This is a genomic window from Massilia aurea, assembly GCF_014200505.1.
Classification (GTDB): Bacteria; Pseudomonadota; Gammaproteobacteria; order Burkholderiales; family Burkholderiaceae_D; genus Telluria; species Telluria aurea_B.
In genome coordinates this window covers 59,390-79,380 of record NZ_JACHBX010000006.1, presented here as the reverse complement: position 1 = coordinate 79,380, position 19,991 = coordinate 59,390, and the positions used below count along the sequence as shown (strand labels likewise).

Annotated in this window: 17 protein-coding genes and 1 pseudogene; 4 read left to right on the top strand and 14 right to left on the bottom strand. The window is 60.0% G+C overall.

Annotated elements, in window-relative coordinates; genetic code table 11:
* Positions 1 to 136: 136 nt before the first annotated feature.
* From HD842_RS22400 to HD842_RS22380, 5 genes are all read right to left on the bottom strand, one after another.
* Positions 137 to 1,474: an efflux RND transporter periplasmic adaptor subunit gene (locus tag HD842_RS22400; protein ID WP_183557816.1), complete on the bottom strand. Its 1,338-nt coding sequence runs from the start codon at positions 1,472 to 1,474 to the stop codon at positions 137 to 139.
* Between the two features lie 286 nt (positions 1,475 to 1,760).
* A complete protein-coding gene (sppA, locus tag HD842_RS22395; RefSeq protein WP_183557813.1) occupies positions 1,761 to 3,617 on the bottom strand; it encodes a signal peptide peptidase SppA in 1,857 nt (618 codons plus the stop codon).
* A gap of 43 nt (positions 3,618 to 3,660) precedes the next feature.
* The gene (locus HD842_RS22390) at positions 3,661 to 5,130 is read right to left on the bottom strand and encodes a sodium:solute symporter (RefSeq protein WP_183557810.1); all 1,470 of its coding nucleotides are present in this window, start codon (positions 5,128 to 5,130) and stop codon (positions 3,661 to 3,663) included.
* 56 nt (positions 5,131 to 5,186) lie between these two features.
* Positions 5,187 to 5,630, bottom strand: coding sequence for a hypothetical protein (locus HD842_RS22385; protein WP_183557806.1), 444 nt, complete (start codon positions 5,628 to 5,630; stop codon positions 5,187 to 5,189).
* A gap of 96 nt (positions 5,631 to 5,726) precedes the next feature.
* A complete protein-coding gene (locus HD842_RS22380) occupies positions 5,727 to 7,340 on the bottom strand; it encodes an NYN domain-containing protein (protein ID WP_183557803.1) in 1,614 nt (537 codons plus the stop codon).
* Between the two features lie 177 nt (positions 7,341 to 7,517).
* Here HD842_RS22380 and HD842_RS22375 point away from each other — a divergent pair, with 177 nt between their 5' ends.
* The 4 genes and pseudogenes from HD842_RS22375 to HD842_RS24205 all read left to right on the top strand — a co-directional run.
* Positions 7,518 to 8,528, top strand: coding sequence for an NADP-dependent oxidoreductase (locus tag HD842_RS22375; protein ID WP_183557799.1), 1,011 nt, complete (start codon positions 7,518 to 7,520; stop codon positions 8,526 to 8,528).
* A 93-nt stretch (positions 8,529 to 8,621) separates the two neighbouring features.
* On the top strand, positions 8,622 to 10,532 hold the full coding sequence (locus tag HD842_RS22370; RefSeq protein ID WP_183557796.1) for a PAS domain-containing hybrid sensor histidine kinase/response regulator: 1,911 nt from the start codon (positions 8,622 to 8,624) through the stop codon (positions 10,530 to 10,532).
* An 88-nt stretch (positions 10,533 to 10,620) separates the two neighbouring features.
* A complete protein-coding gene (locus HD842_RS24405) occupies positions 10,621 to 11,631 on the top strand; it encodes an immunity 52 family protein (protein ID WP_370660876.1) in 1,011 nt (336 codons plus the stop codon).
* A 20-nt stretch (positions 11,632 to 11,651) separates the two neighbouring features.
* Positions 11,652 to 11,771: pseudogene (locus tag HD842_RS24205) on the top strand (IS6 family transposase); the annotation flags it as partial.
* 128 nt (positions 11,772 to 11,899) lie between these two features.
* Here HD842_RS24205 and HD842_RS24320 read toward each other — a convergent pair.
* The 9 genes from HD842_RS24320 to HD842_RS22320 all read right to left on the bottom strand — a co-directional run bounded on the left by HD842_RS24320 (position 11,900) and on the right by HD842_RS22320 (position 19,677).
* A complete protein-coding gene (locus HD842_RS24320) occupies positions 11,900 to 12,316 on the bottom strand; it encodes an outer membrane beta-barrel protein (RefSeq protein ID WP_267875195.1) in 417 nt (138 codons plus the stop codon).
* 530 nt (positions 12,317 to 12,846) lie between these two features.
* Complete coding sequence (locus HD842_RS22355; protein WP_183557790.1) at positions 12,847 to 13,650, bottom strand: regulatory protein RecX; 804 nt, start codon at positions 13,648 to 13,650, stop codon at positions 12,847 to 12,849.
* A 308-nt stretch (positions 13,651 to 13,958) separates the two neighbouring features.
* Complete coding sequence (locus HD842_RS22350) at positions 13,959 to 14,315, bottom strand: hypothetical protein (RefSeq protein WP_183557787.1); 357 nt, start codon at positions 14,313 to 14,315, stop codon at positions 13,959 to 13,961.
* Entirely contained in the window at positions 14,293 to 14,679 is a 387-nt protein-coding gene (locus tag HD842_RS22345; protein WP_183557784.1) for a hypothetical protein, read from the bottom strand. Before HD842_RS22345 ends, HD842_RS22350 begins: the two co-directional genes overlap by 23 nt.
* Positions 14,680 to 15,252: 573 nt before the next feature.
* Positions 15,253 to 15,585: a hypothetical protein gene (locus HD842_RS22340; protein ID WP_183557781.1), complete on the bottom strand. Its 333-nt coding sequence runs from the start codon at positions 15,583 to 15,585 to the stop codon at positions 15,253 to 15,255.
* A gap of 41 nt (positions 15,586 to 15,626) precedes the next feature.
* Positions 15,627 to 15,836 carry a CDP-alcohol phosphatidyltransferase family protein gene (locus HD842_RS24495; RefSeq protein WP_183557778.1) on the bottom strand — a complete coding sequence of 70 codons (210 nt, stop codon included), beginning with the start codon at positions 15,834 to 15,836 and terminating at the stop codon, positions 15,627 to 15,629.
* A 189-nt stretch (positions 15,837 to 16,025) separates the two neighbouring features.
* Positions 16,026 to 16,265 carry a hypothetical protein gene (locus HD842_RS22330; RefSeq protein ID WP_183557775.1) on the bottom strand — a complete coding sequence of 80 codons (240 nt, stop codon included), beginning with the start codon at positions 16,263 to 16,265 and terminating at the stop codon, positions 16,026 to 16,028.
* A 534-nt stretch (positions 16,266 to 16,799) separates the two neighbouring features.
* Positions 16,800 to 18,293 carry an outer membrane protein assembly factor BamB family protein gene (locus tag HD842_RS22325; protein ID WP_183557772.1) on the bottom strand — a complete coding sequence of 498 codons (1,494 nt, stop codon included), beginning with the start codon at positions 18,291 to 18,293 and terminating at the stop codon, positions 16,800 to 16,802.
* Positions 18,294 to 19,047: 754 nt separating this feature from the next.
* On the bottom strand, positions 19,048 to 19,677 hold the full coding sequence (locus tag HD842_RS22320) for a hypothetical protein (protein ID WP_221290809.1): 630 nt from the start codon (positions 19,675 to 19,677) through the stop codon (positions 19,048 to 19,050).
* Positions 19,678 to 19,991 lie beyond the last annotated feature (314 nt).

Here is a 19,991-nt window from a genome sequence, read left to right as displayed (position 1 = left end):
CCCAAGTTCGTGGCGCCGTCGACGCGGCATGCGCTTCTGGCGACGCTGGCACCCTTGGGTTCCCGCCTGCGCGGGAACGACGTGCCTTGGGCACGGGCCAGGCGCATGCTGGCGCTATGCACGAAATTCCCAACCATCATTGCGGTGCTCCCCGCGCTGGCCGGCCTGCGCCCTCGCGCCCGCCCTGCCCCGCCCCACGCCCGCCGCCCGGTTTATCGCCCGGCAGCACGACGCTCGCGCCATCGCGCAGGCGGTCGGCGCCTTCTGTGATGACCTGCTCGCCAGCTTTCAGGCCGCTGGCGATCTGCACCTTGTCCACGGTCGCCTGCCCGCGCTTGACGGTGCGCAGCGACACGGTGCGCTTGGCGGCGTCGAGCACGTAGACGAAGTCACCGTCGGTGCCATGACGCAGCGCCGTGACGGGCACCTGCACGGCGTTCTGGATCGTGTTGACGGTCAGGCGCAGGTTGACGAACTGGCTCGGGAACAGCTTGCCATCGGTATTGGTAAAGCGGGCCTTGGCGCGCACGGTGCCGGTCGACGTATCGACCTGGTTGTCCAGCGCGATGAAGCTGCCCGTGGCCAGTGCATCGGTGCGGGTGCGGTCCAGCGCGGTGGCCGGCAGCTTCGCGCCCTGCGTGATGCGCTGCTGCAGCACCGGCAAGCCATCTTGCGGCACCGCGAATTCGACGTCGATCGGGGCCAGTTGCGTGATCACGGCGATGCCGGCGGTGTCGCCGCTGCCCACCAGGTTACCCACGTCGACCGTGCGCAGGCCAACGCGCCCGCCGATCGGTGCGCGCACCGTGGCGTAATCGAGATTGAGCTGGGCAGTGCCTTCGGCGGCGCGGTCGATCGTCGCCGTACCTTCGAGCTGCTTGACCAGCGCGGCCTGGGTATCGACTTCCTGGCGTGCGATCGAATCCTGTTCGAGCAGGGTCTGGAAGCGCTTGAGCGTGACGCGCGCGCTGTCGAGCTGCGCTTCGTCGCGCTGGCGCTGACCACGCGCCTGTAGCAGCGCCATCTGGAACGGGCGCGGGTCGATCGTCGCGAGCACCTGGCCCGGCTTGACCAGCTCGCCCTCGGTAAAGTGGATCTTCTGGACCACGCCCGAGACCTGCGGACGCACTGTCACGATCGCGGCCGGCACCACGGTGCCCAGCGCTTCGAGCGTGACCGGGATGTCGGCCACCGTTGCGGTGGCGACACCGACCGTCGTCGCCGGGCCGCCCCGTCCACCACCAGGGCCGCCAGGGCCACGTCCACCACCGCCACCACCGCCAGGCCCGCCAGGCCCGCCTGCCGACATGCCCGGTCCGCCCGGGCCGCTAGCAGGTGCCGGATTGATCAGCGTCCAGGCCAGGTAGCCCAGGGCGGCCATCGACAGCACGGCGATGGTGCCGCCGATGACACGGGTGCGCTTTTTACGCGGCGGGCGGCTGGTGGCGGGAGGGATCGGAGAATGCTGGTCCATGCTTGTCCTTGTCGATTTTTTTGTCAATGCGCGCTACGCACTACTACTCACGACGACTGTAGCATGCGAATTTCGCATGGAATGTTTCGTAACGTACATAGAAAAGCGGGCGAACCGGCCTTGAAACGGCGCCCTGCCAACTCGCTTAACACCGATTTACACGGTTAGCCCCTGAATGACGGCTGTAAACGGCAAACGGGCGCAACACCAGGGTGTTGCGCCCGTCCCGCCTTTGTCTCAATCAGTTACAAAGTCGCTACATGTGGACCATGCGCGCTACCGTGCTTTACCAGTTGCCGCAGAAGCAATGCGTGACGGCAGCAAACGGCTTGCGCTCGGTGGTCAGCTCCGATAGGAACGCCATGTCGGCGGCAACCTGGTTTACCGGCCCGGCAGGAATCGCGTTCTCGATCAGGCCCAGTTTGACCTGAATGGTCATGGCCTGGACCGCCGAGGCGCCTGCCATCTGCAGGAAACGCTCGACACGCGTAACCGGCCGCTCGACATACACGACGCGGTAATCCTTGCCCAGCTTGGCGCGGCCGGCAGCTGAGGCCAGCGCATCGTTGTAGCCGCCCAGGCGATCAACCAGGCCGCGTTCCTTGGCCTGGACACCGGTCCAGACGCGACCCTGCCCCACTTCATCGATCTTGGCCGGCGTGGTCTTGCGCGCCGCTGCCGCCTTGGTGGTGAAGTCGCTGTAGACGTTGTTGATGCTCGACTGGATCAGCTGCTGGAAGCGCGGATCGAGTGGACGCAGCGGATTGTAGGCGTCGGCCAGCCAGGTGGTGGTCACGCCATCGGTGTGGATGCCCAGCTTGGCGGCGACCTTGTCGGCCGTCGGCAGCAGCGCAAACACGCCGATCGAACCGGTGATGGTGGCCGGGTCGGCGATCACTTCATCCGACGCCATCGAGATCCAGTAGCCGCCGGACGCTGCCACGCTGCCCATCGACACGACCACCGGCTTGCCGGCAGCGCGCGTCAGTTCCAGCTCGCGCCGGATCAGCTCTGAACCATAGGCGCTGCCGCCCGGCGAATCGACGCGCAGCACGAGCGCCTTGATATTGTCGTCCTCGCGCGCCTGGCGGATCAGGTTGGCCATGCTGCGACCGCCGATCACGCCGGGGCCACCGTCGCCGTCGGTGATCGAACCAGCGGCAACCACGACACCGACCGCATCGCCGAACTGCTTCTGCGGATGACGCGACAGGTAGTCATAAAAACCGATCTGGCGGAACGACTTGTTGTCGTCGTCCGGCGCGCCGCGCTTGATCATCAGGTCGCGCAGTTCGTCGCGGGTTTTCAGGCCATCGACCAGTTTTGCCTGCAGCGCCACTTTCGCAGCGCTGCCGCCAGCATTGTCCATGCGCTCGGGGAGCGATTCGATCATGCCCGCGATCGCGCCATCGGGCAGCTTGCGGTTTTTCTCGACCAGGCCCGTGTAGCCGGACCACAGCGCGTTGTACAGATAGGCGTCGGCTTCGCGCGCAGCGTCGGACGGGCCGTTGGCAATGTACGGCTCGGCGGCGCTCTTGTAGGTGCCGACCTTGATCAGGTTGACCGTGACGCCGACCTTGTCCAGCGCATCGCGGTAATAGTTGCGGCGCCCGCCGAAGCCTTCGATCATGACCATCCCCATCGGATGGACATACACTTCGCTGGCGTGCGAGGCGACCAGGTAACGCTTCTGGTCATAGCTGCCACTCCAGGCGACGACCGTCTTGCCGCTCTTCTTGACGCGGTCGACTGCCGCGCCGATCTCGCGCAGCATGGCCATGCCGCCGCCCTGCATCTCGTCGAGCAGCAGCACGACGCTCGAGATGTTCGGATCGCGCGCCGCTGCATCGAGCACGACGATCACGTCGCGCAGGCGCACGGTGCGCTTGGAATCGCCGCCGACATTGTCGAGCACCGCGTCGCGCAGCGTGGTTTCATACTGCTCGACCAGGTCGCCCCGGATCTCGAGCACCAGCGCCGTCTTGGTCGAAATCGGCTTGACGCCGCCGCTGAAGAACAGCGAGACGACGATGATCACGATCAGCAGGAACAGCAGGTTGACGAAGGTGCGGCGGGTCACGTCGAGCGCGGTCCACAGCATGACGAACCCGCGCCGCAGGGCGCTCAGGGGCTTGAAGGCCATCGATACTCCATAAAAGGTTGTTGCATGGAAGGTTGATGCATAATTAAGCAGACTGCATGGCATGACGGTCCTGGTGGCGCAGCGAAATCGCGTACAGCCCCGCAAACACCAGCATGCCGTTGATCATCAAGAGTTCCAGCCCGAGCCGGTACGAGCCGAGCAGATATGCCTGATTGTACTCAAGGATCGCGCACAGGACCGGCGCACCGATCGTGACCAGCGGTACAAGGCGATTGCGCGGCACGCGCGCCGTGAACATGCCGAACGCGAACAGGCCAAGCAGCGGACCGTAGGTGTAGGCCGCCAGCTTGAGGATCACGCCAATCATGCTGGGATTGTCGGCCGCCTTGAAGCCCATCACCAGCAGCAGGAACAGGAACGCGTAACCCAGGTGCACGCGGCGGCGCAGGCCCTCGGCCTGCGCCTGGGTCAGATCCGTCCTGCGCTTGATGCCCAGCAGGTCGATGCAGGTCGACGAGGTCAGCGCCGTGATCGCGCCGTCGGCGCTCGGGAACAGCGCCGAGATCAGCGCGATCAGAAAGATGATCTGCAGCGCCGGTGGCAGGTGCCCCATCACGACGGCCGGGAAGATCTTGTCGCCGGTGGCCGTCACGCCCACGGTCGGCGCGTACAGATACAGCAGGCCGCCCAGGAACAGGAACGACAGCAGCACGACGACCAGCACGGCCGTCAGCGCCAGCAGGTTTTTTTGCGAGTCGGCCAGCGTCTTGACCGAGATGGTCTTTTGCATCATCTCCTGGTCCATCCCCGTCATGGTGATGGTGATCAGCGCGCCGGCCACGATCTGCTTAAGCCAGAAATTCGGGCTGTTCAGGTCTGTCGTAAACACGCTCGCCAGGCCGCTGGAGCGCATCTGCTCCAGGCTATCGGGCACCGACAGGTTCAGTTCACCCAGCAGGAACCAGGCGCACGCGAACAGGCCGAACAGCATGCCGGTTGTCTGCAGCGTGTCGGTCCAGACGATTGTCTTGACGCCGCCCTGGTAGGTGTAGAGCAGGATCATCCCCAGCACAACAAGAGTACTGAGCCAGAACGGCACGCCCAGGCTGTCGAGGATGACCACCTGCAGGATGTTCACCACCAGGTACAGGCGCGCGGTGGCGCCGAGCAGGCGCGAGATGATGAAGAAGCCGGCCCCGCTCTGGTAGGCGCGCCGGCCAAGGCGCACGTCAAGGTAATGGTAGATGGACGTCAGCTGCAGCCGGTAGTACAGCGGCAGCAGGAGCCAGGTGACGACCAGATAGCCGATGACGTAGCCGATCAGGATCTGCGCATAGCCAAAGCCATCGGCGCCAACCGCGCCCGGCACGCTGACGAAGGTCACGCCCGACAGCGTGGTGCCGACCATGCCGAAGGCGACCAGCACCCAGTTGCTGCTCTTGTTACCGATGAAGAAGCTGTCGTTGTTGGCGCCGCGCGAGGTGGCCCAGGCCACGGCCAGCAACAAGGCGAAGTAGCCGATGAGGATGCAAAACAGGAGTAACGGTGACATGAAAAGCCGGGGATGATCGTTTTGCCCAGCAATATACACTGCCGGGCAACCGGCGCTCAAACCTCTTCGCTGCGCACCCGCCGGAATGGCCCGATACAGGTTTGCATGGTCTGGTCGGCGCACATCAGGAAAATTGTGCGTGACGGGTGGAACTGGATGAAGTTGATGACCTGCGCGCCCGGCTTCATCACGTTGCCCGAACAATCGGGCTTGCCGTTGTCTTTGACGATGCGGTCTTGCAGGCGGTAGAAGCCTTGCTTGTCGGGCTGCGCGGAAACGGTATAGACGCTTTCGGAGACCTCGGCGGCGCTGGTGACGAACGTGGTGCCGTCGGCGCGAAAGCGGTAGGTCTCGGCGCATTCGGTGCCCGGCACCGTCAGCCGCCAGATGCCCAGGAGCGGATGACCGGCGGCGACGCCCGCCGGTGGAACCGCCGGTGCGGCGACCAGCGCCGGCGCGCCCAGGCAGGACAGCAGGAACAGGACGGCACGTGCGCGCATGCGAGGCTCCATCAAACGACAACGCCTGCCCGAAAACCGGACAGGCGTCGTGATTATGGCATCGCGCAGCGGTGCGCGGCGCGCGGCAGTCTGCGATTAGCCGTTGTCGGAACCGGCTTTCGGCTTGGCCGGACGACGGCTGCGCGGTGCAGCCTTGCGCGCCGGACGGGCGCCCTTGGTGCGTGCCGGCGTGGCGGCTTCTGCATCCGCGTCTGCTTCTGGCTCGGGCGCGACGTCTTCCTGCGCTGCGGCAGCCGCCGCCTGGGCTTCGGCTTCGGCTGCTGCAGCAGCTTCGGCTTCAGCAGCTGCAGCCTGCTCCGCCAGCTTCTTGGCCGATGGCTTGCGTGGTGCGCGGCGACGTTCTTTCTCGACCGGCGCCGGCGCTGCTTCAGCTTCCACCGGCTCGGCGTCGCTCACGACCAGCGTCGGTTGCGATGCCGGTTCGTCGAAGGTCTCGTCCTGGGCTTCGGGCTCGAAAGCGACCGGCTCCAGCAGCGCCGGCACGTTCGATGCATCATTGCGGTTGCCGCCCTTGCGTGCACCTTGACCACGGCCACGGCGGCCGTCGGTCCTGGCCGGTTGCGCTTCCGGTTGCGATTCCAGCTGCGCTTTCGGTTCCTCGAACAGTTCTTCCTGTGGTTCCGGCTCGACCGCCACCGGTTCCATCAGCGCCGGCACGTTCGACGGTTCGTTGCGGTTACCGCCCTTGCGGCCACCGCGGCCACGGCCACGACGGCCATCGTTCTTGACCGGCTCGTCATTGCCCTCGACCGGCGCTGCCGCGTCGAGCATGTCCTGCACCACGGCGTCCGGCGCCTGCGTGCCGTCCTGCTGGGCTTCCTGGCCTGCTGCTGCGTTGCCTGCATGCGCGCTGCGGAATACATAGGTGCCGGATTTTTCGTCGCGGCCGAATTCGAACAGGCCGCGCGTCTGCGCTTCTTCGAGCAGGTTGCCGAAGGTGCGGAAGCCATAATAGGTTTCCGAGAAATCGGGACGGCGGCGCTTGAGCGTGTCCTTCAGCAGCGAAGCCCAGATTTTGCCGGTGTCGCCACGCTCGGACGTGAGCGCATCGAACGTCTCGACCACCATGTCGAGCGCCTGCACCTTGCGCGCTTCGAGTTCTTCCTTGCGCTTGTCGTCGCCGACATTCGTGTTGGTATTGTTGCTGGCGTTCGAGCGGCGCGGTTGCGGCGCGGCCTTGCGCTCGTCGCGCTTGGCGGCGGTGCGGCGCTGTTCGCGGACCAGGTCATCATAGAAGATGAATTCGTCGCAGTTTGCCACCAGCAGGTCGGAGGTCGACTGCTTGACGCCCACGCCGATCACCTGCTTGTTATTTTCACGCAGCTTCGACACCAGCGGCGAAAAGTCGGAATCGCCGCTGATGATGACGAACGTGTTGACGTGCGACTTCGTGTAGCACAGATCGAGTGCATCGACGACGAGGCGGATGTCGGCCGAATTCTTGCCTGACTGGCGCACGTGCGGGATCTCGATCAGCTCGAAGTTCGCTTCATGCATCGCCGCCTTGAAGCCCTTGTAGCGGTCCCAGTCGCAGTACGACTTCTTGACCACGATGCTGCCCTTGAGCAGCAGGCGTTCCAGCACTGGCTTGATGTCGAATTTTTCGTAATTGGCGTCGCGAACGCCCAGTGCGACGTTTTCAAAGTCGCAGAACACCGCCATGCTGATGTTGTCGGAAGAAGAGGCCATGAGTTGTTTTTTCTGTAGTGATAGGGCAAACGTATGGCGATTATACGCACGCCCTTCCGTTTCGCGCCGTATGACATTGCCCGGCGGCCAGTTTCAGCGATTGGGTGTGGTGCGTGGGCAGCATCGGCCAAGGTTCTTTATGCTACGCCATCCGATCCACTCGAAGGAGCTCAACACATGACCGCAACAACCAACCGCCGCGTCGTCCTCGTCTCGCACCCGAAGGGCAAGCCAACCGCAGAGAACTTCCGCATCGAGGATGCACCGATCCCGACGCCGGGCGACGGCGAACTGCTGCTTGAAACGCTGTTTTTGTCGCTCGATCCGTATATGCGCACGCGCATGAACGGCACCGCCACCTACGCCGCCGCACTGGAGCTGGGTGACGTGATGGTCGGCGGCACCGTCGCCCGCGTCGAGCAGTCAAACCATCCGGACTGGAAAGAAGGCGACGTCGTCGTGGCCTACTCCGGCTGGCAGTCGTTCGCCATCTCGGATGGCAGCAACCTGCGCCGCGTCGATCCGGACAGCGCGCCTGTCTCCACCGCCGTTGGCGTGCTCGGCATGCCGGGCTTCACGGCGTATGCCGGCCTGCTCGAAATCGGTCAGCCGAAAGCAGGTGAAACCGTCGTCGTGGCCGCCGCCAGCGGCGCCGTCGGCTCGGTCGTCGGCCAGATCGCCCGCATCAAGGGCGCGCGCGCCGTCGGCATCGCCGGCGGGCCCGAGAAGTGTGCGTTCGTCAAAGACGAGCTGAAATTCGACGCCGTCGTCGACCACCGCGCACCGGACTTCGCCGAGCAGCTGGCCAAGGCCTGCCCGGACGGCATCGACGTGTATTTCGAGAACGTCGGCGGCCAGGTGCTCGAAGCCGTCAAGCCACTGCTGAACAACTTCGCGCGCATTCCCGTGTGCGGCCTGATGTCGCATTACAACGATGCGGGCGCGGGCGCGTCGATCGACCTGAGCCTCACGCTGTTCAAGAGCCTGACCGTGCGCGGCTTCCTGCAGAACGAATTTGTCGAGCGGCTCGAGCCGACCTTCCTGAAAGAAGCCGCAGGCTGGATCAAGGATGGATCGCTGCGCTACCGCGAAGACATCGTCGAGGGGCTGGACAAGGCGCCCGAGGCATTCATTGGCCTGTTGGACGGCAAGAATTTCGGCAAGCTGGTGGTACGCGTCGCCGAATGATCAACGGCCACAATTGACATTTGGAATTGGTGCAGCATCCGTCAAATGTGGCCTATAATTATTTAACCTTTTGCAACCATTTGTCGAACATCGATGCTGCCCACCAACCTGTTCGAGTCGGTGTTCAACCGATCGCCCTTCGGGCATTACCTGCTGTCTCCTACGCCCGAAGCGACGATCCTGGCCGTGAACGACGCGTTCCTGAAGGCCTCGGCGCGCACGCGCACCGAACTCGTGGGCCTCAGCCTGTTCACGGCATTCCCCAACAATCCGGCCGACCCGGCCGACTTCGGCGAGGCGCTGCTGCGCGACTCGCTGGCGCGCGTGCGCGCCAGCAGGCATCCTGACACCCTTCCCGCCCTGCGCTATCCGATTCCGGTCGTGCTGCCCAATGGCGAAACGGGGTTCGAAGAACGCTTCTGGACCGCCACCAGCACGCCGATCTTCGGCGCCGATGGTGAACTGGTCTGCATTTCACACAGCAATATCGACGTCACCGACCAGGTCAATTCCGAAGCGGCCGTGCGCGAAAGCGAGAAACGCTTCCGCGCGCTGACCAATGCGACGGCCGACGTCATCTACCGCATGAGCGCCGACTGGTCCGAAATGCGCCGCCTCGAAGGACGCGGCTTCATGAAGGACACGGATTCCCCCACGGGCAACTGGCTCGACGACTACATTCCGCCTGGCGACCATGCCCTGGTCCGGGCCGGGATCGCGCGTGCCATGCAGGACAGTGCCGTCCTCGAACTGCAGCACCGTGTGTGGCGCAGCGATGGCAGTTGCGGCTGGACGTTGTCGCGCGCCGTGCCGATGTTCGACGCGGCCGGCGAACTCTATGAATGGATCGGCGCGGCCAGCGACATCAGTGAGCGCAAGGCCTGGGAAGACAAGCTGCGCGAAGCCGACCGCCGCAAGGACGAATTTCTCGCGATGCTGTCGCACGAGCTGCGCAACCCGCTGGCGCCGATCGGCGCGGCGGCAGAACTGCTCCAGCGCACGAAGCTCGACGAAGGCATGCTCAAGCGCACCAGCCAGATCATCGGGCGCCAGGTGAAACACATGACGGCGCTGATCGACGACCTGCTCGACGTCTCGCGCGTCACGCGCGGGCTGGTGGAACTCGATCAGACCGTGCTGGACGTGAGCGCCGTGCTGCACGAAGCGGTCGAACAGGTCACGCCGCTGATCGATTCACGTGGCCACGCGCTGGCGCTGAACCTGCCCCCGCCCGGCACGCAGGTGCTGGGCGACCGCAAGCGCCTGGTGCAGGTGGTGGCCAACCTGCTGGGCAACGCCGCCAAGTACACGCCCGAGGGCGGCCGCCTGGCCGTGACTGCCTTCGCGCACGGCGATCGGCTGCACATCGATGTCCTCGACAACGGGATCGGCATGGCGCCCGAGCTGGCGGCGCGCGCGTTCGATCTGTTCACGCAGGCCGAGCGCAGTTCGGACCGCTCATCGGGCGGGCTGGGACTGGGCCTGGCGCTCGTGAAAAGCCTGATCGAGCTGCATGGCGGCGAGGTCGCCTGCGAGAGCGCGGGCGCGGGCCAGGGCAGCCGGTTCTCGGTGTGCCTGCCACTGCTGCATGCACCCGAGGCGGCTGCGCCAGTGCCCGATATGCAGCCGGGCGCGGAAACGGCGCTGCTGCGCGTGCTGGTCGTCGATGACAATGTCGACGCGGCCGTCATGCTGGCGATGCTGCTGGAAGCGAGCGGCCATCAGGTGCAGGTTGAGCACGATCCTCTGGAGGCGCTGGCCGCCACGCTGGCCAACCCGCCACAGGTATGCCTGCTCGATATCGGCCTGCCCGGCATCGACGGCCTCGAACTGGCGCGCCGCCTGCGCGCCCGCCCCGGCACCGCCCACGCGCTGCTGATCGCCGTCACCGGTTACGGCCAGGACAGCGACCGCCAGCAGATCCTGCAGGCCGGGTTCGACCATCACCTGGTCAAACCGATCGATATCGCGCAGCTGTACACGCTGCTGGATGGCGTCGGCTAGCGCACTGCCGCGATCGGCTGTCCAGTAACAATAAAGTTAGCTGCGATCGCATACCGGAGCTTCAAGGTTCGTAGCTTGCAGCAATGAAGTGAGACGCAATATCCACGATCTGTCCCTACGGGCGTTCGGTTTCGACCCGAGGGGAAAGTTTCTGCCAGCTCTAATCGTGAATGGCGCCGAAAAATGCACCGCGGTCGGCAATCAGCACTTAGGGAGAAGAGGCCCTCCTCAAACAAGCCTCAAGTCAATCTGGCGTTGCCTTACCGCAGCCTCCCGTCCAGCTGCGTTGGTACTTTATGGAGCCGAGCAGTTATCGGTATTTCTCCAAGATATTTGCAACTGCAAAATTCCCAATGAAAACGGTCTTTCAACTATGAAACATGCCTACGAAATATCGATGTCTTTGCGCCACGTGGAAGATTTGTCCGTGAGCGTGCTGGTCGAAGAGCTACGCAGACTAACCGTCGATCTTGGTACATTGTCCCCCACGCTCAATGAGTGGCTACTGGTTGGCGAGACGAAGGAAGCGGCCCTGCTGTATGAAGCTTTCAAAGAAGACAAAGTAACTACAGCTGCACTGGCAGTTCTTGACGTACGCCTCAAAAATCAGATTGACCCACGGATTGTTGCCATTTGGAATGGGCATGAAGGACATGCAGGCGCGTCCCTTCGCGTTATGGCGCGACCTGCCCCCCACTTAAGTATCGTTAATTTCGTCGGTCGGCCGGAATCATTCTCGGATGACTGGCAGAAGGTTGCTAATGTCATCGCTACTGGTGCGAAAATCTGGTCGCCACTTTACGGGGCAGTGGAAAGTAACGGGTACTCGGATATCAAGGTGTTTAAGGATCGCCCCGGCGTCGGTTGGATGCTCTACCTGCCTCGAGTGTTGACCGTCCAGCAAATCCCCGAGGCTCGCTCGTTTGTGCCCGTCATGGGCAAGGACGCGAAGGGCAACAACAGGCAAGTTGGAACCATTGTCGTCAGCGTCACAGATGAGCCGTTTTTAGATAAGAACCCCGAGCACGTCAAGATCGCCAATGCCATCGAGATTCGAATGGTCGATCAAGACCTGCTTCCTCGCTTTACGGACTTGTGACGATGAAAACGACGCACTGAGTTGTCGGCATCGAATTGATGCACATGATCCGCAAGGGCCAGTTCGCGATCGACGGCGTTGAGGCCATGTCGTTCGCCGACCAATTTTTTGCGCTGGCAGGAATAGTCCGTCCAGTTTGAGCGGTGCAGTGTCGTTCTAGGAAAATTCTGTCGTTTGATTAACAACGCGACAGAACCGTCGACCGTGATGGGCGGACGCGAGACGCCGCGCGCTTGAGCGAGCGGTGTCTCGCGCGGGGCTCGGCCTGTTAGAAGCCGACCTTCAGGCCCACTGACACCACGTCGGCCTTGGCGCCGATTTCTGGCTGCTTGCCATAGCGTTCATATTCGCCGACCAGCGACAGGTTCTGGCCCAGCGCATACTGCAGGCCGACTGCGCCGTACACGCCATTGTCGTTGTCCGAATAGCCGACGCCGTTGGACGCCAGATTGACCTTGCGCTCGTTACGGGCCACGCCCAGCTTGCCATAGGCCGAAAGGCGCTCGTTCAGCGGCACTGCATACTTGGCAGCGACATAGCTGCTGGAACTCTTGACTTCTCCCTGCCCGAAACCAGACGTCGAGAAGACATTGATCGATCCGCATAATGCCCGTTCAACAAAAAGGTGCCACTCAAAAATATCACCTTTTTGAGGCTCGTTCCAAGGCAGAGCAAAGATGATCATTTGCGGCCTCGACTGAGGATAGATTTGAGACAGCAGGAAAAAAGGACGCTAGGTGTTCGATATTTTTCTCGACCAATGACGCGAGGGCAATTGCGTGTTCGACCGCAACGGGGATGATAGACACGCCTGAGTTCGTTATGAGCTTTATTGTGTAATCAGCCGCTTACACTACCAGATGGCCGTACCCGAAAATGCACGCTTTGTCACACACTGATCGGCTGCTCTTGGCCGATAGCGGAAGTTCCATCATCCGCAGTCGACCGGACAGAATTGCTCATTTGAAAAATTTGGGTACGGCCTAGGTGGCTGACTGTCCTGGTTCTGGCTTGTAGCCGCCAACCGGTCCAAGCACATCATTTCCCAGCCACCCGTTAGCTCCCGTCGCCCCGAGGCAGCCTATCAAGCGGGAAATTATTGGCTCAAGAAAAACCGCCTCGGGATTCTAACGCCGTGTCACTCGCAATCGCGCAGGGAAATCTTGAATAATTTCTGAGCCTTGATCGCTTCACATCGCATCACTAGTGCAATGTCTAGTCATCTTCAGGACCCGATTTCAGATGCTCCATGGCGATATTGATCGAATGGCCGCTGAAGCCCCGATAAGCCAGGAAGCGATAAACCTTCTGCCGCAGTTCTTGTGTCATCCCCGTCTGTGCAATGTCCTTGCGAAACTTCTCGACCACAACGACAACGCGCTCATCTTCCGGCTCCATTTGCTCGATGGTTGCCTTCGTAAGTTGCTCATCGATACCCTTCTGTCGGAGAGTCAGGGCGACTCGCGCGTCGCCGACCCGTGGTTCGATCTGCCGGGTTTTCATCTCCGCATACCGTTCATCTGACTGGTAATTCAACCCCTGCAGGAGGATCAGTGCGTCATCTGCCTCCTGTTCGCTGTAGCCTCGCAGGACTAGCTTGCGCCGCAGTACGTCTGCCGAATACTCCCGTTTGGATAGGAGCCATCCGGCATACTGGTGCGCCGGTTGCTTCGGTTTTTGCTGTGGTTGAGCCGGGTCGCGCGCCTTGTACTTTGGCTTTTTGTCGGATGTCCTTGCATATTCTCCAGGAACAGGCTTTTTCGTCCCGAAACTGGTCTTGGCAACCTTCTTCTTGTAGTCAGAGCTGCGTGTGATTTTGGGCACACCATCCTGCGCCGGCGCCTCCTCCGTCTCAAAAGTATGTTGCGGAAGCTTGCTGGGCCGGTCGGTCTGGTCATCCTTGCTCTTCGGTCTCGCTCCGAAGCTTGATCGCTTCGGCTTTTCGCCACGCCCATACCCTTTAAGGTCGTCATCGGTGACCTCTACAGGTTTTCCGGTCTTCGAGTTGATCAGGTACATGGATAGGTCCGGCTCGCGGCTTGATTAATGATGTCGGCGTCAGGCGAATCGCCTCGCCGGACCATTGTATTCCCTGCACAGGTGCACTGGCGGCTTGTGGCCGAACCCGATCGTAGGGTGAAGCTTATCAGGTTGCCAAACGAAAAGTAGGGGCCGGTGCGACAGGCCGCATCCGACCCAATCCGGACAGTCACTCTCGCTCAAGAAGGTTGAATCAAACCAACTGTCCTCAGGCCCATCTTCATCGCTGAAACGATAACCCAGCCGGGCTAGCGGCTTGGGGGCGGCGCTCCAGGGACGCGAAGCGATCAGCGGCGCCCGAACAGTAGCCGCCACAAGGCATCGAACGCGTAGACGCTGAGCGCAAGTCCAATGATTAATGGCCAGCGGATGCCAGCCATACGAGGATCAGTATCGTCAAGCGTCATGGCCGCACCAAACGCGGCCATCACCACCGCGCACAGATGGACTAGCACCCGGTCGCGGCTGACGTCCAAGCCACGTCGTTGCAAAGTGCGATGGATGATGTCACGTACGCGGAATAACGCCATTACGCAGCCCAGCAAAAACAGACCGATACCGATGTCCAGCCAATAGCCGCCCAGGCGCACGACAAAACAGCCGGCCAGCATCAGTGCCAGGTCAATGAGGATCTTCTTCTGCATAGGAATGGTCGCGGTGCAACTGTTCACCAAGGACACTAGCTGCCTGGTTTTGGCCGAACTCGGCCATTGAGGCCAGCATAGCAGGTTGCCAAGTCGAAAATCCGGCGGTGGCTGCGACAGGCAGGAACCGATGAGCTGAAACCAGTGAAATACGCGCAGCTGAGGCCCAATCTTCATCACTTGTTTCTGCTGGCTGGATCGCACCAGCAGCCGCAGTCCATATGACGCTGATGCCAAAAAAAAACACCTCTTTTTTCATAGAATTTCGATTAAATAGGTCATCCGTATTCATATCGACTAACCGCTTTTGGCCGAACCAGGCCGTTTGTGTCAGCTTAGCAGGTTGCTTCGCTTGAAAAAGCACCGCCTGTCACGACAGGCCGGTACCGCCCTGAAGCAGCCGTTGCCTAAGCGGTGACGAGTTAACCGGACATCATCAAATCCAATTGCTGAAATCCCACTCTTTTGGAAGTCGGCTTAGGATCTCTGCTTTCGGGATCGGAAGGCGATTTGCGTCGATGGCAAGCCGTATGAATCGCTTGAGAAGATACTCAACGGGAAGATGTGATGAGTTCGACAAAAAAACAGTCCTTAGTTTTGTCGCGCACTTCACAATCCCGTCAACGTCGTTGCAGTCAAGAAGAGATATGGAGAAAGGTACATCAAAATCAGAACGAATTCCTCCATTCACTATACGAAACTTGGCATCGAGTGTACCCAGCCATGCTTCGTACTCGTCCAATCCACCTCTACCCATAGCAAATGCCCCACTTCTTGCGCACGCGAACTGCGCCTACTGTTTCCAATCTATCTTTACGCATTAGCTGAAGCGACGCAATTGCAGCTTGCGTCCAAGGTCTGCTTTTGGCCGATTCCTGCCTGTCGAAACTGGCCGGATGCGACCCGATGCAGACATAGGATCAAGCATCGTGGCCTGTTACTGCGCTTTGCCGGCACGGATGTCAATCGCACTTTTTAGGCTCCTGACGTCATGGGTCCATTTCGGAAGGACTAGTGAAATCAAAATACCTTCCAGTTCCGACAGAAGGCCTACGAACAAGGAGATCCAGAGCAAGGGTCCCGCATAATCGAACATCACAATCATACTGACTGCGACCAGCAGTGAACCTTCAAAAAGCTTTGCGCTCAACGCATGGTAGCTCGCGCCGCGCCCAAATCGCCACCAATCCAATGGATAACGAAGTAGCTCCAATGTGATCACGATGCCGATACCCCAGCGATGCGCATAGATAATTTCAGGATGACTCACCCAGAGACTGATCGCGATCCCAAAAGCGTAGATCGTGTCCGCTATGCTGTCAGCTGGCGCAAACCTGGTGTTGCAGTTCCCCAGCGGCGGGCCAGCTTCCCGTCAAACCAATCAGACATCGCAGCCACGACGAACTGCCCCATCCACAGCGCTGCAGGTAGTCCTGCAACTGCGATCCATATTGCGACCGGAGCGAGTAGTGCCCTGGCAATGACCAATAACCAAGGTATGAGTCGTGTCAGCGGATACATCGGTAATCTCTGCGGCGGTTAGCCGCACCCTCGGTAACTGTGAACGGGAATTCTCTCAGGTCGCTCGTATACCTTGTCGCGTCCACTCATGGCCTAACCTAGGCGGTGGGCTCAGCATAGCAGGCCGCCAAGGCTTGAAACCTCTGACTGTCATGAAGACCGTTTTCGACCCGAATCAGACGGTCACTTTCAGGCTTCGAAGCTAAGTTCTCCTTCCAGATCAATGACATAGTGACCGAGCGGTGTTCCAAACGTATAGCAATCTTCGTAATCCCTTCCGATGGCGCCACAATGAACGACGAGCGAGTGCCTGTTTTCAAAGTCGAGACGCAGGTCAAAAGCCGGAGTGGAACAAGTCACAGCCATGATTCGTTGTCCACAAATAGATTGGCTGCCGTTGACCATTGGACCATCGTTGGCGTTCGACATATAGCTTCCAGCAACGACTTTCGAGTCTGAATCGATCCGCCAAGGGCACCAGACCAACAACGAATAGGCACCGTCATATAGCCGAACTAGCTCACTCAAATGAGGATTGTTAACGGGCTTACGTGCGAGTGTTCGGAGGCCCATGTGCAGCCCGAGGACAGACCCTGAGCCTTCACCGCAAACGACACCCCAACATTCTTCCCCAATCAATGCTGAAAGGTCACGCACGAGTGCATCGCATAAGGACATACTGACTTCCCAGTTGATTGTTGAGGTGTCTATCGTGACCGTCCGCTCTTGGCCGAGAGCGGAAGTTCGTGGTTGCCAGTGTAACTGAGCAAGAAGCGGTGGACTTCGCTACTTCACGCCCTGCCGCCGCAGTAATTTCCAAAAAAAAACGTCGCATCTATTTCGGAAAGCCCCCCAAAGCTAAGCTCAGCAAAGGTAAGCCGGTCATATTTAGAATTTGCATCAATAAAAAAAACCCCATAGCGCGTCAATGCTGCGGGGTTTTTTTTGTCTGCGTGCCGCTGGTTATTTCAGGTTGACCGCGACCAGCCCATCGGTATTTTGAATGTACAGGATGCCGTTCTGGCTGATAGCCAGGTAGCCGGGCGCCGGGTAGCTCCAGACGACTTTATGGCTTTTCAGGTCAATCGCATAGGTGTTCAGGTTGGTACTGGTGATCAGCAGGTTTTTTGTCACGACAGGCGACGCGAAAAACGATGTCTCGCCGCTCAGCGGTGGAATCCACGACCACAGCAGCGCACCAGTGGCCTCGGCGCGCGCTTCGATGCGGTACGGATTGGCGTTGGGCGCATACAGCACGCCGTCAGCGTACGCCGGCGTGACCCGGTACACGCCAGGCACGCGCCAGTCCACGAAACCCTTGAGCGTATCGAAGCGGGTCAGTGCATTGCCGATGTTGCCGCCGTTGAGGTAGCCGTTGGCATAGGCAGCCGCATACACGCCGCCATTGGCGCCGATGACGGCGGAACCGCCGACCTGATAGACGTAGTTGGTAAAACCGGTGTCCTTGATCGAGGACAGCACAGTGCCCGTTTTCGGTTCGAACAATGTCAGTGCATCGCCGGTATAGGCATAAATGGCGCGTGCATCCCCTGCTGGCGACCAGCCCGAAGTTTGGGACAAGCTGCTAAAGAACAATTGCTCGCCAGTCGTGGCGAAACCGTAGATGCCGCCATACGACCCGCCGTTGGTGTAAACCGCGCCATTCTGCACGATTGGCGACAGGTAGTTCTCCCACTGCGAGGTCATCGTCGACTTCATGCGCAAGCTGCCGTCGGCGGCATCGAACGCCATCATGTAGGTCGATTGTTGCTGGCCGGCTGCCATGTAGACCACGCCACCATCGACAGCTGGCGGATTGACCGAGGCGTACGTCAAGCCGGTGGTATCGTAACTCCAGAGCGGCGCGCCATCGCTTTCCTGGTAGGCCGTGAGTTTTTTATCGCCGCTGGCAAAGAAGCGTCCATTTGACGTCACCAGTGGGGAGATGGCGCCGTAGTTGCTTCCGTTGTTATTGACTGCGCCGCGCTTCCAGCGCAGCACCATCTTGTCGGCGTTGATGTCGATTGGCACATAGCCAGTGTGGGCATTGTTCCCCTGAAACGTCGCCCAGTCGGCCACGCCGCTCAATGCGGACAAGGCCGTGAGCTTGTCGCCAGGCCAGGCGCTGAGGTTCGACTGCACGGTCACATCGTAAGGGACGGTGATCGATGGGACAGCCTGCGCGACGGTACAAGGCGCGTCGCTGCACAGTTTGATGGTCACATTGCCGGTGTAACGGCTGGCCGGTTGGGATGCGAGGGTCGCAAGCGTAAAGGTGTAGCTGCCGGCGCCGTTGGCTGTCACCGTGACGGCCGGCTGCACCAGGCCGGCGCTGTCGCTGGCGCTCGCAAACAGCGTGCCGGCTGGCGTAAAGTTCGCAGCTTGCGCCGTCACGTCGATCTGAATGCCGGTGTCCTTGGCAATTACCCGGGCGATGGCGCCTGACTGCACGGTCATTGTGGCGACAGGAATCGGTTCTGGCACAGGCGTCGGCACGGGCGTCGGAACCGGAGACGGCACAGCGACAGGCGCCGGCTGCGTCGTACTGACGCCACCGCCATCACTGCCGCCACCCCCGCATCCAGCCATTGCCATGGCAACGAGCAGCAGGCCCGCCAAATTGTTCGTCTTCATCCCATGCCCCACCGTTGTTAAAAAGAAAATTATACGGAGGAGGCGATCATAACTACAAGTAATAAACCCGTTCGATCTGTACGTTGTGGTTTTTCAGCGCGTTGTGCGACTTTCTGGAATAGATGCGACGAAAGGTACTGCGGCACAGGGCTGCGTCCAACAGATTTTGCCAATAGCTGCGACGAATTTTCGCTGAGTAGCTTCGACTGACCTGTAGGAATATCGAAATAGCTGCGACATACTTCCCAAAGCCGCCATTACTTAGGACGCGAAGAACGAATATGCGACGTAGAGAGCGAATGCACCCAGAAAGACCGCACTGGACCATCTGACCGCTTTGCGAACTGCTGGATAGCGTTTTTCTGCAATGGGACCAACGATATTAACAAATAAATCTAGGAGCATATTTTCCTTAAAGACGGCGCGAAAGGCAAAAAATCTTAGTGGATCAACAAGTCCGCTTTTGGCCGGACCCCGCCATTCGCGTCAGCTTAGCAGGTTGCTGGACTGGAAAAGTCGCCGACTGCATCGACAGGCAGCTGCCGACCTGATCCAGCCGAACAACGCCCGCATGACGTCATTGCTTTTTCGGGCGACAGACTTCCTTGTATGCTTCTGCATAGGTCTTGTCGAAGCAATTCTCGAGTCCTTCGACGACGTCGATATTTATCGGCCAACGAATTCTCTTTTTTGAACCATCGTCAAAGTCTGCCTCCATGTAGCCGTCGATGACAGGCGGCACGCCCACTCCTGCTGGCGGTGGGACTGCAGTGAGCCTTTCCCGTGCCCGCTTTAGTGCAGGCCTGTCTCTGCGGAGGAAGGCAATTGTTGCATCGACATACGGATTCCAACCAGCCTTATCGTCTTTAGTGGGCTTGTAAGCATGTTCCATCAAAGCGATCGCCTCGGGATACTGCCCAGCATCAGCCCTCACCTGCGCCTCATGCCAGAACAACAGGCCAGATTCTTTATCATGAGTGTTCCGGTAATCGCGAAGCAGGTCGGCTGCAATCAAGAGGCATCCAGGTGTCGATGCCAGTGCTCGCCATCCTCCCGAAATATCCTGATCAAATTCGTTTTCGTCCAAGGCAAGTAGACGAGCACGGTCAAATCGACATTTATCTGATGAAATTTCTTCCGCGTTGACGACACCACAAAAGGAATTGAGGACACAAAGAAATAGTGCAGCTAAAATTCGGTTTGGCATAGCTAATCTGTTGATATGGGATAATGCATTAAGTTAGCAGATCATCAATTAGAAAGAGTCACCAATCCTGAGGCCATTGCACCATTGCTGCTCGCACGGAAAGCCATCGCGGTCACCGTCCATATCAGGAACATTGCATTGTTCTTGGTGAAATAGCGCTTCTGCACAAAATACAATCTTTGAAAAGCACAAGTTCACGGGAGCATGTCCGTCTCGGCCTCTTGTGTCAAACATTTTCATTTAGTGTCGAACTTTATTATTTTCTGTCCACTTTATTGTTCGTCCGCATCAGTTGCAGGCCGCCGCATGTTGCG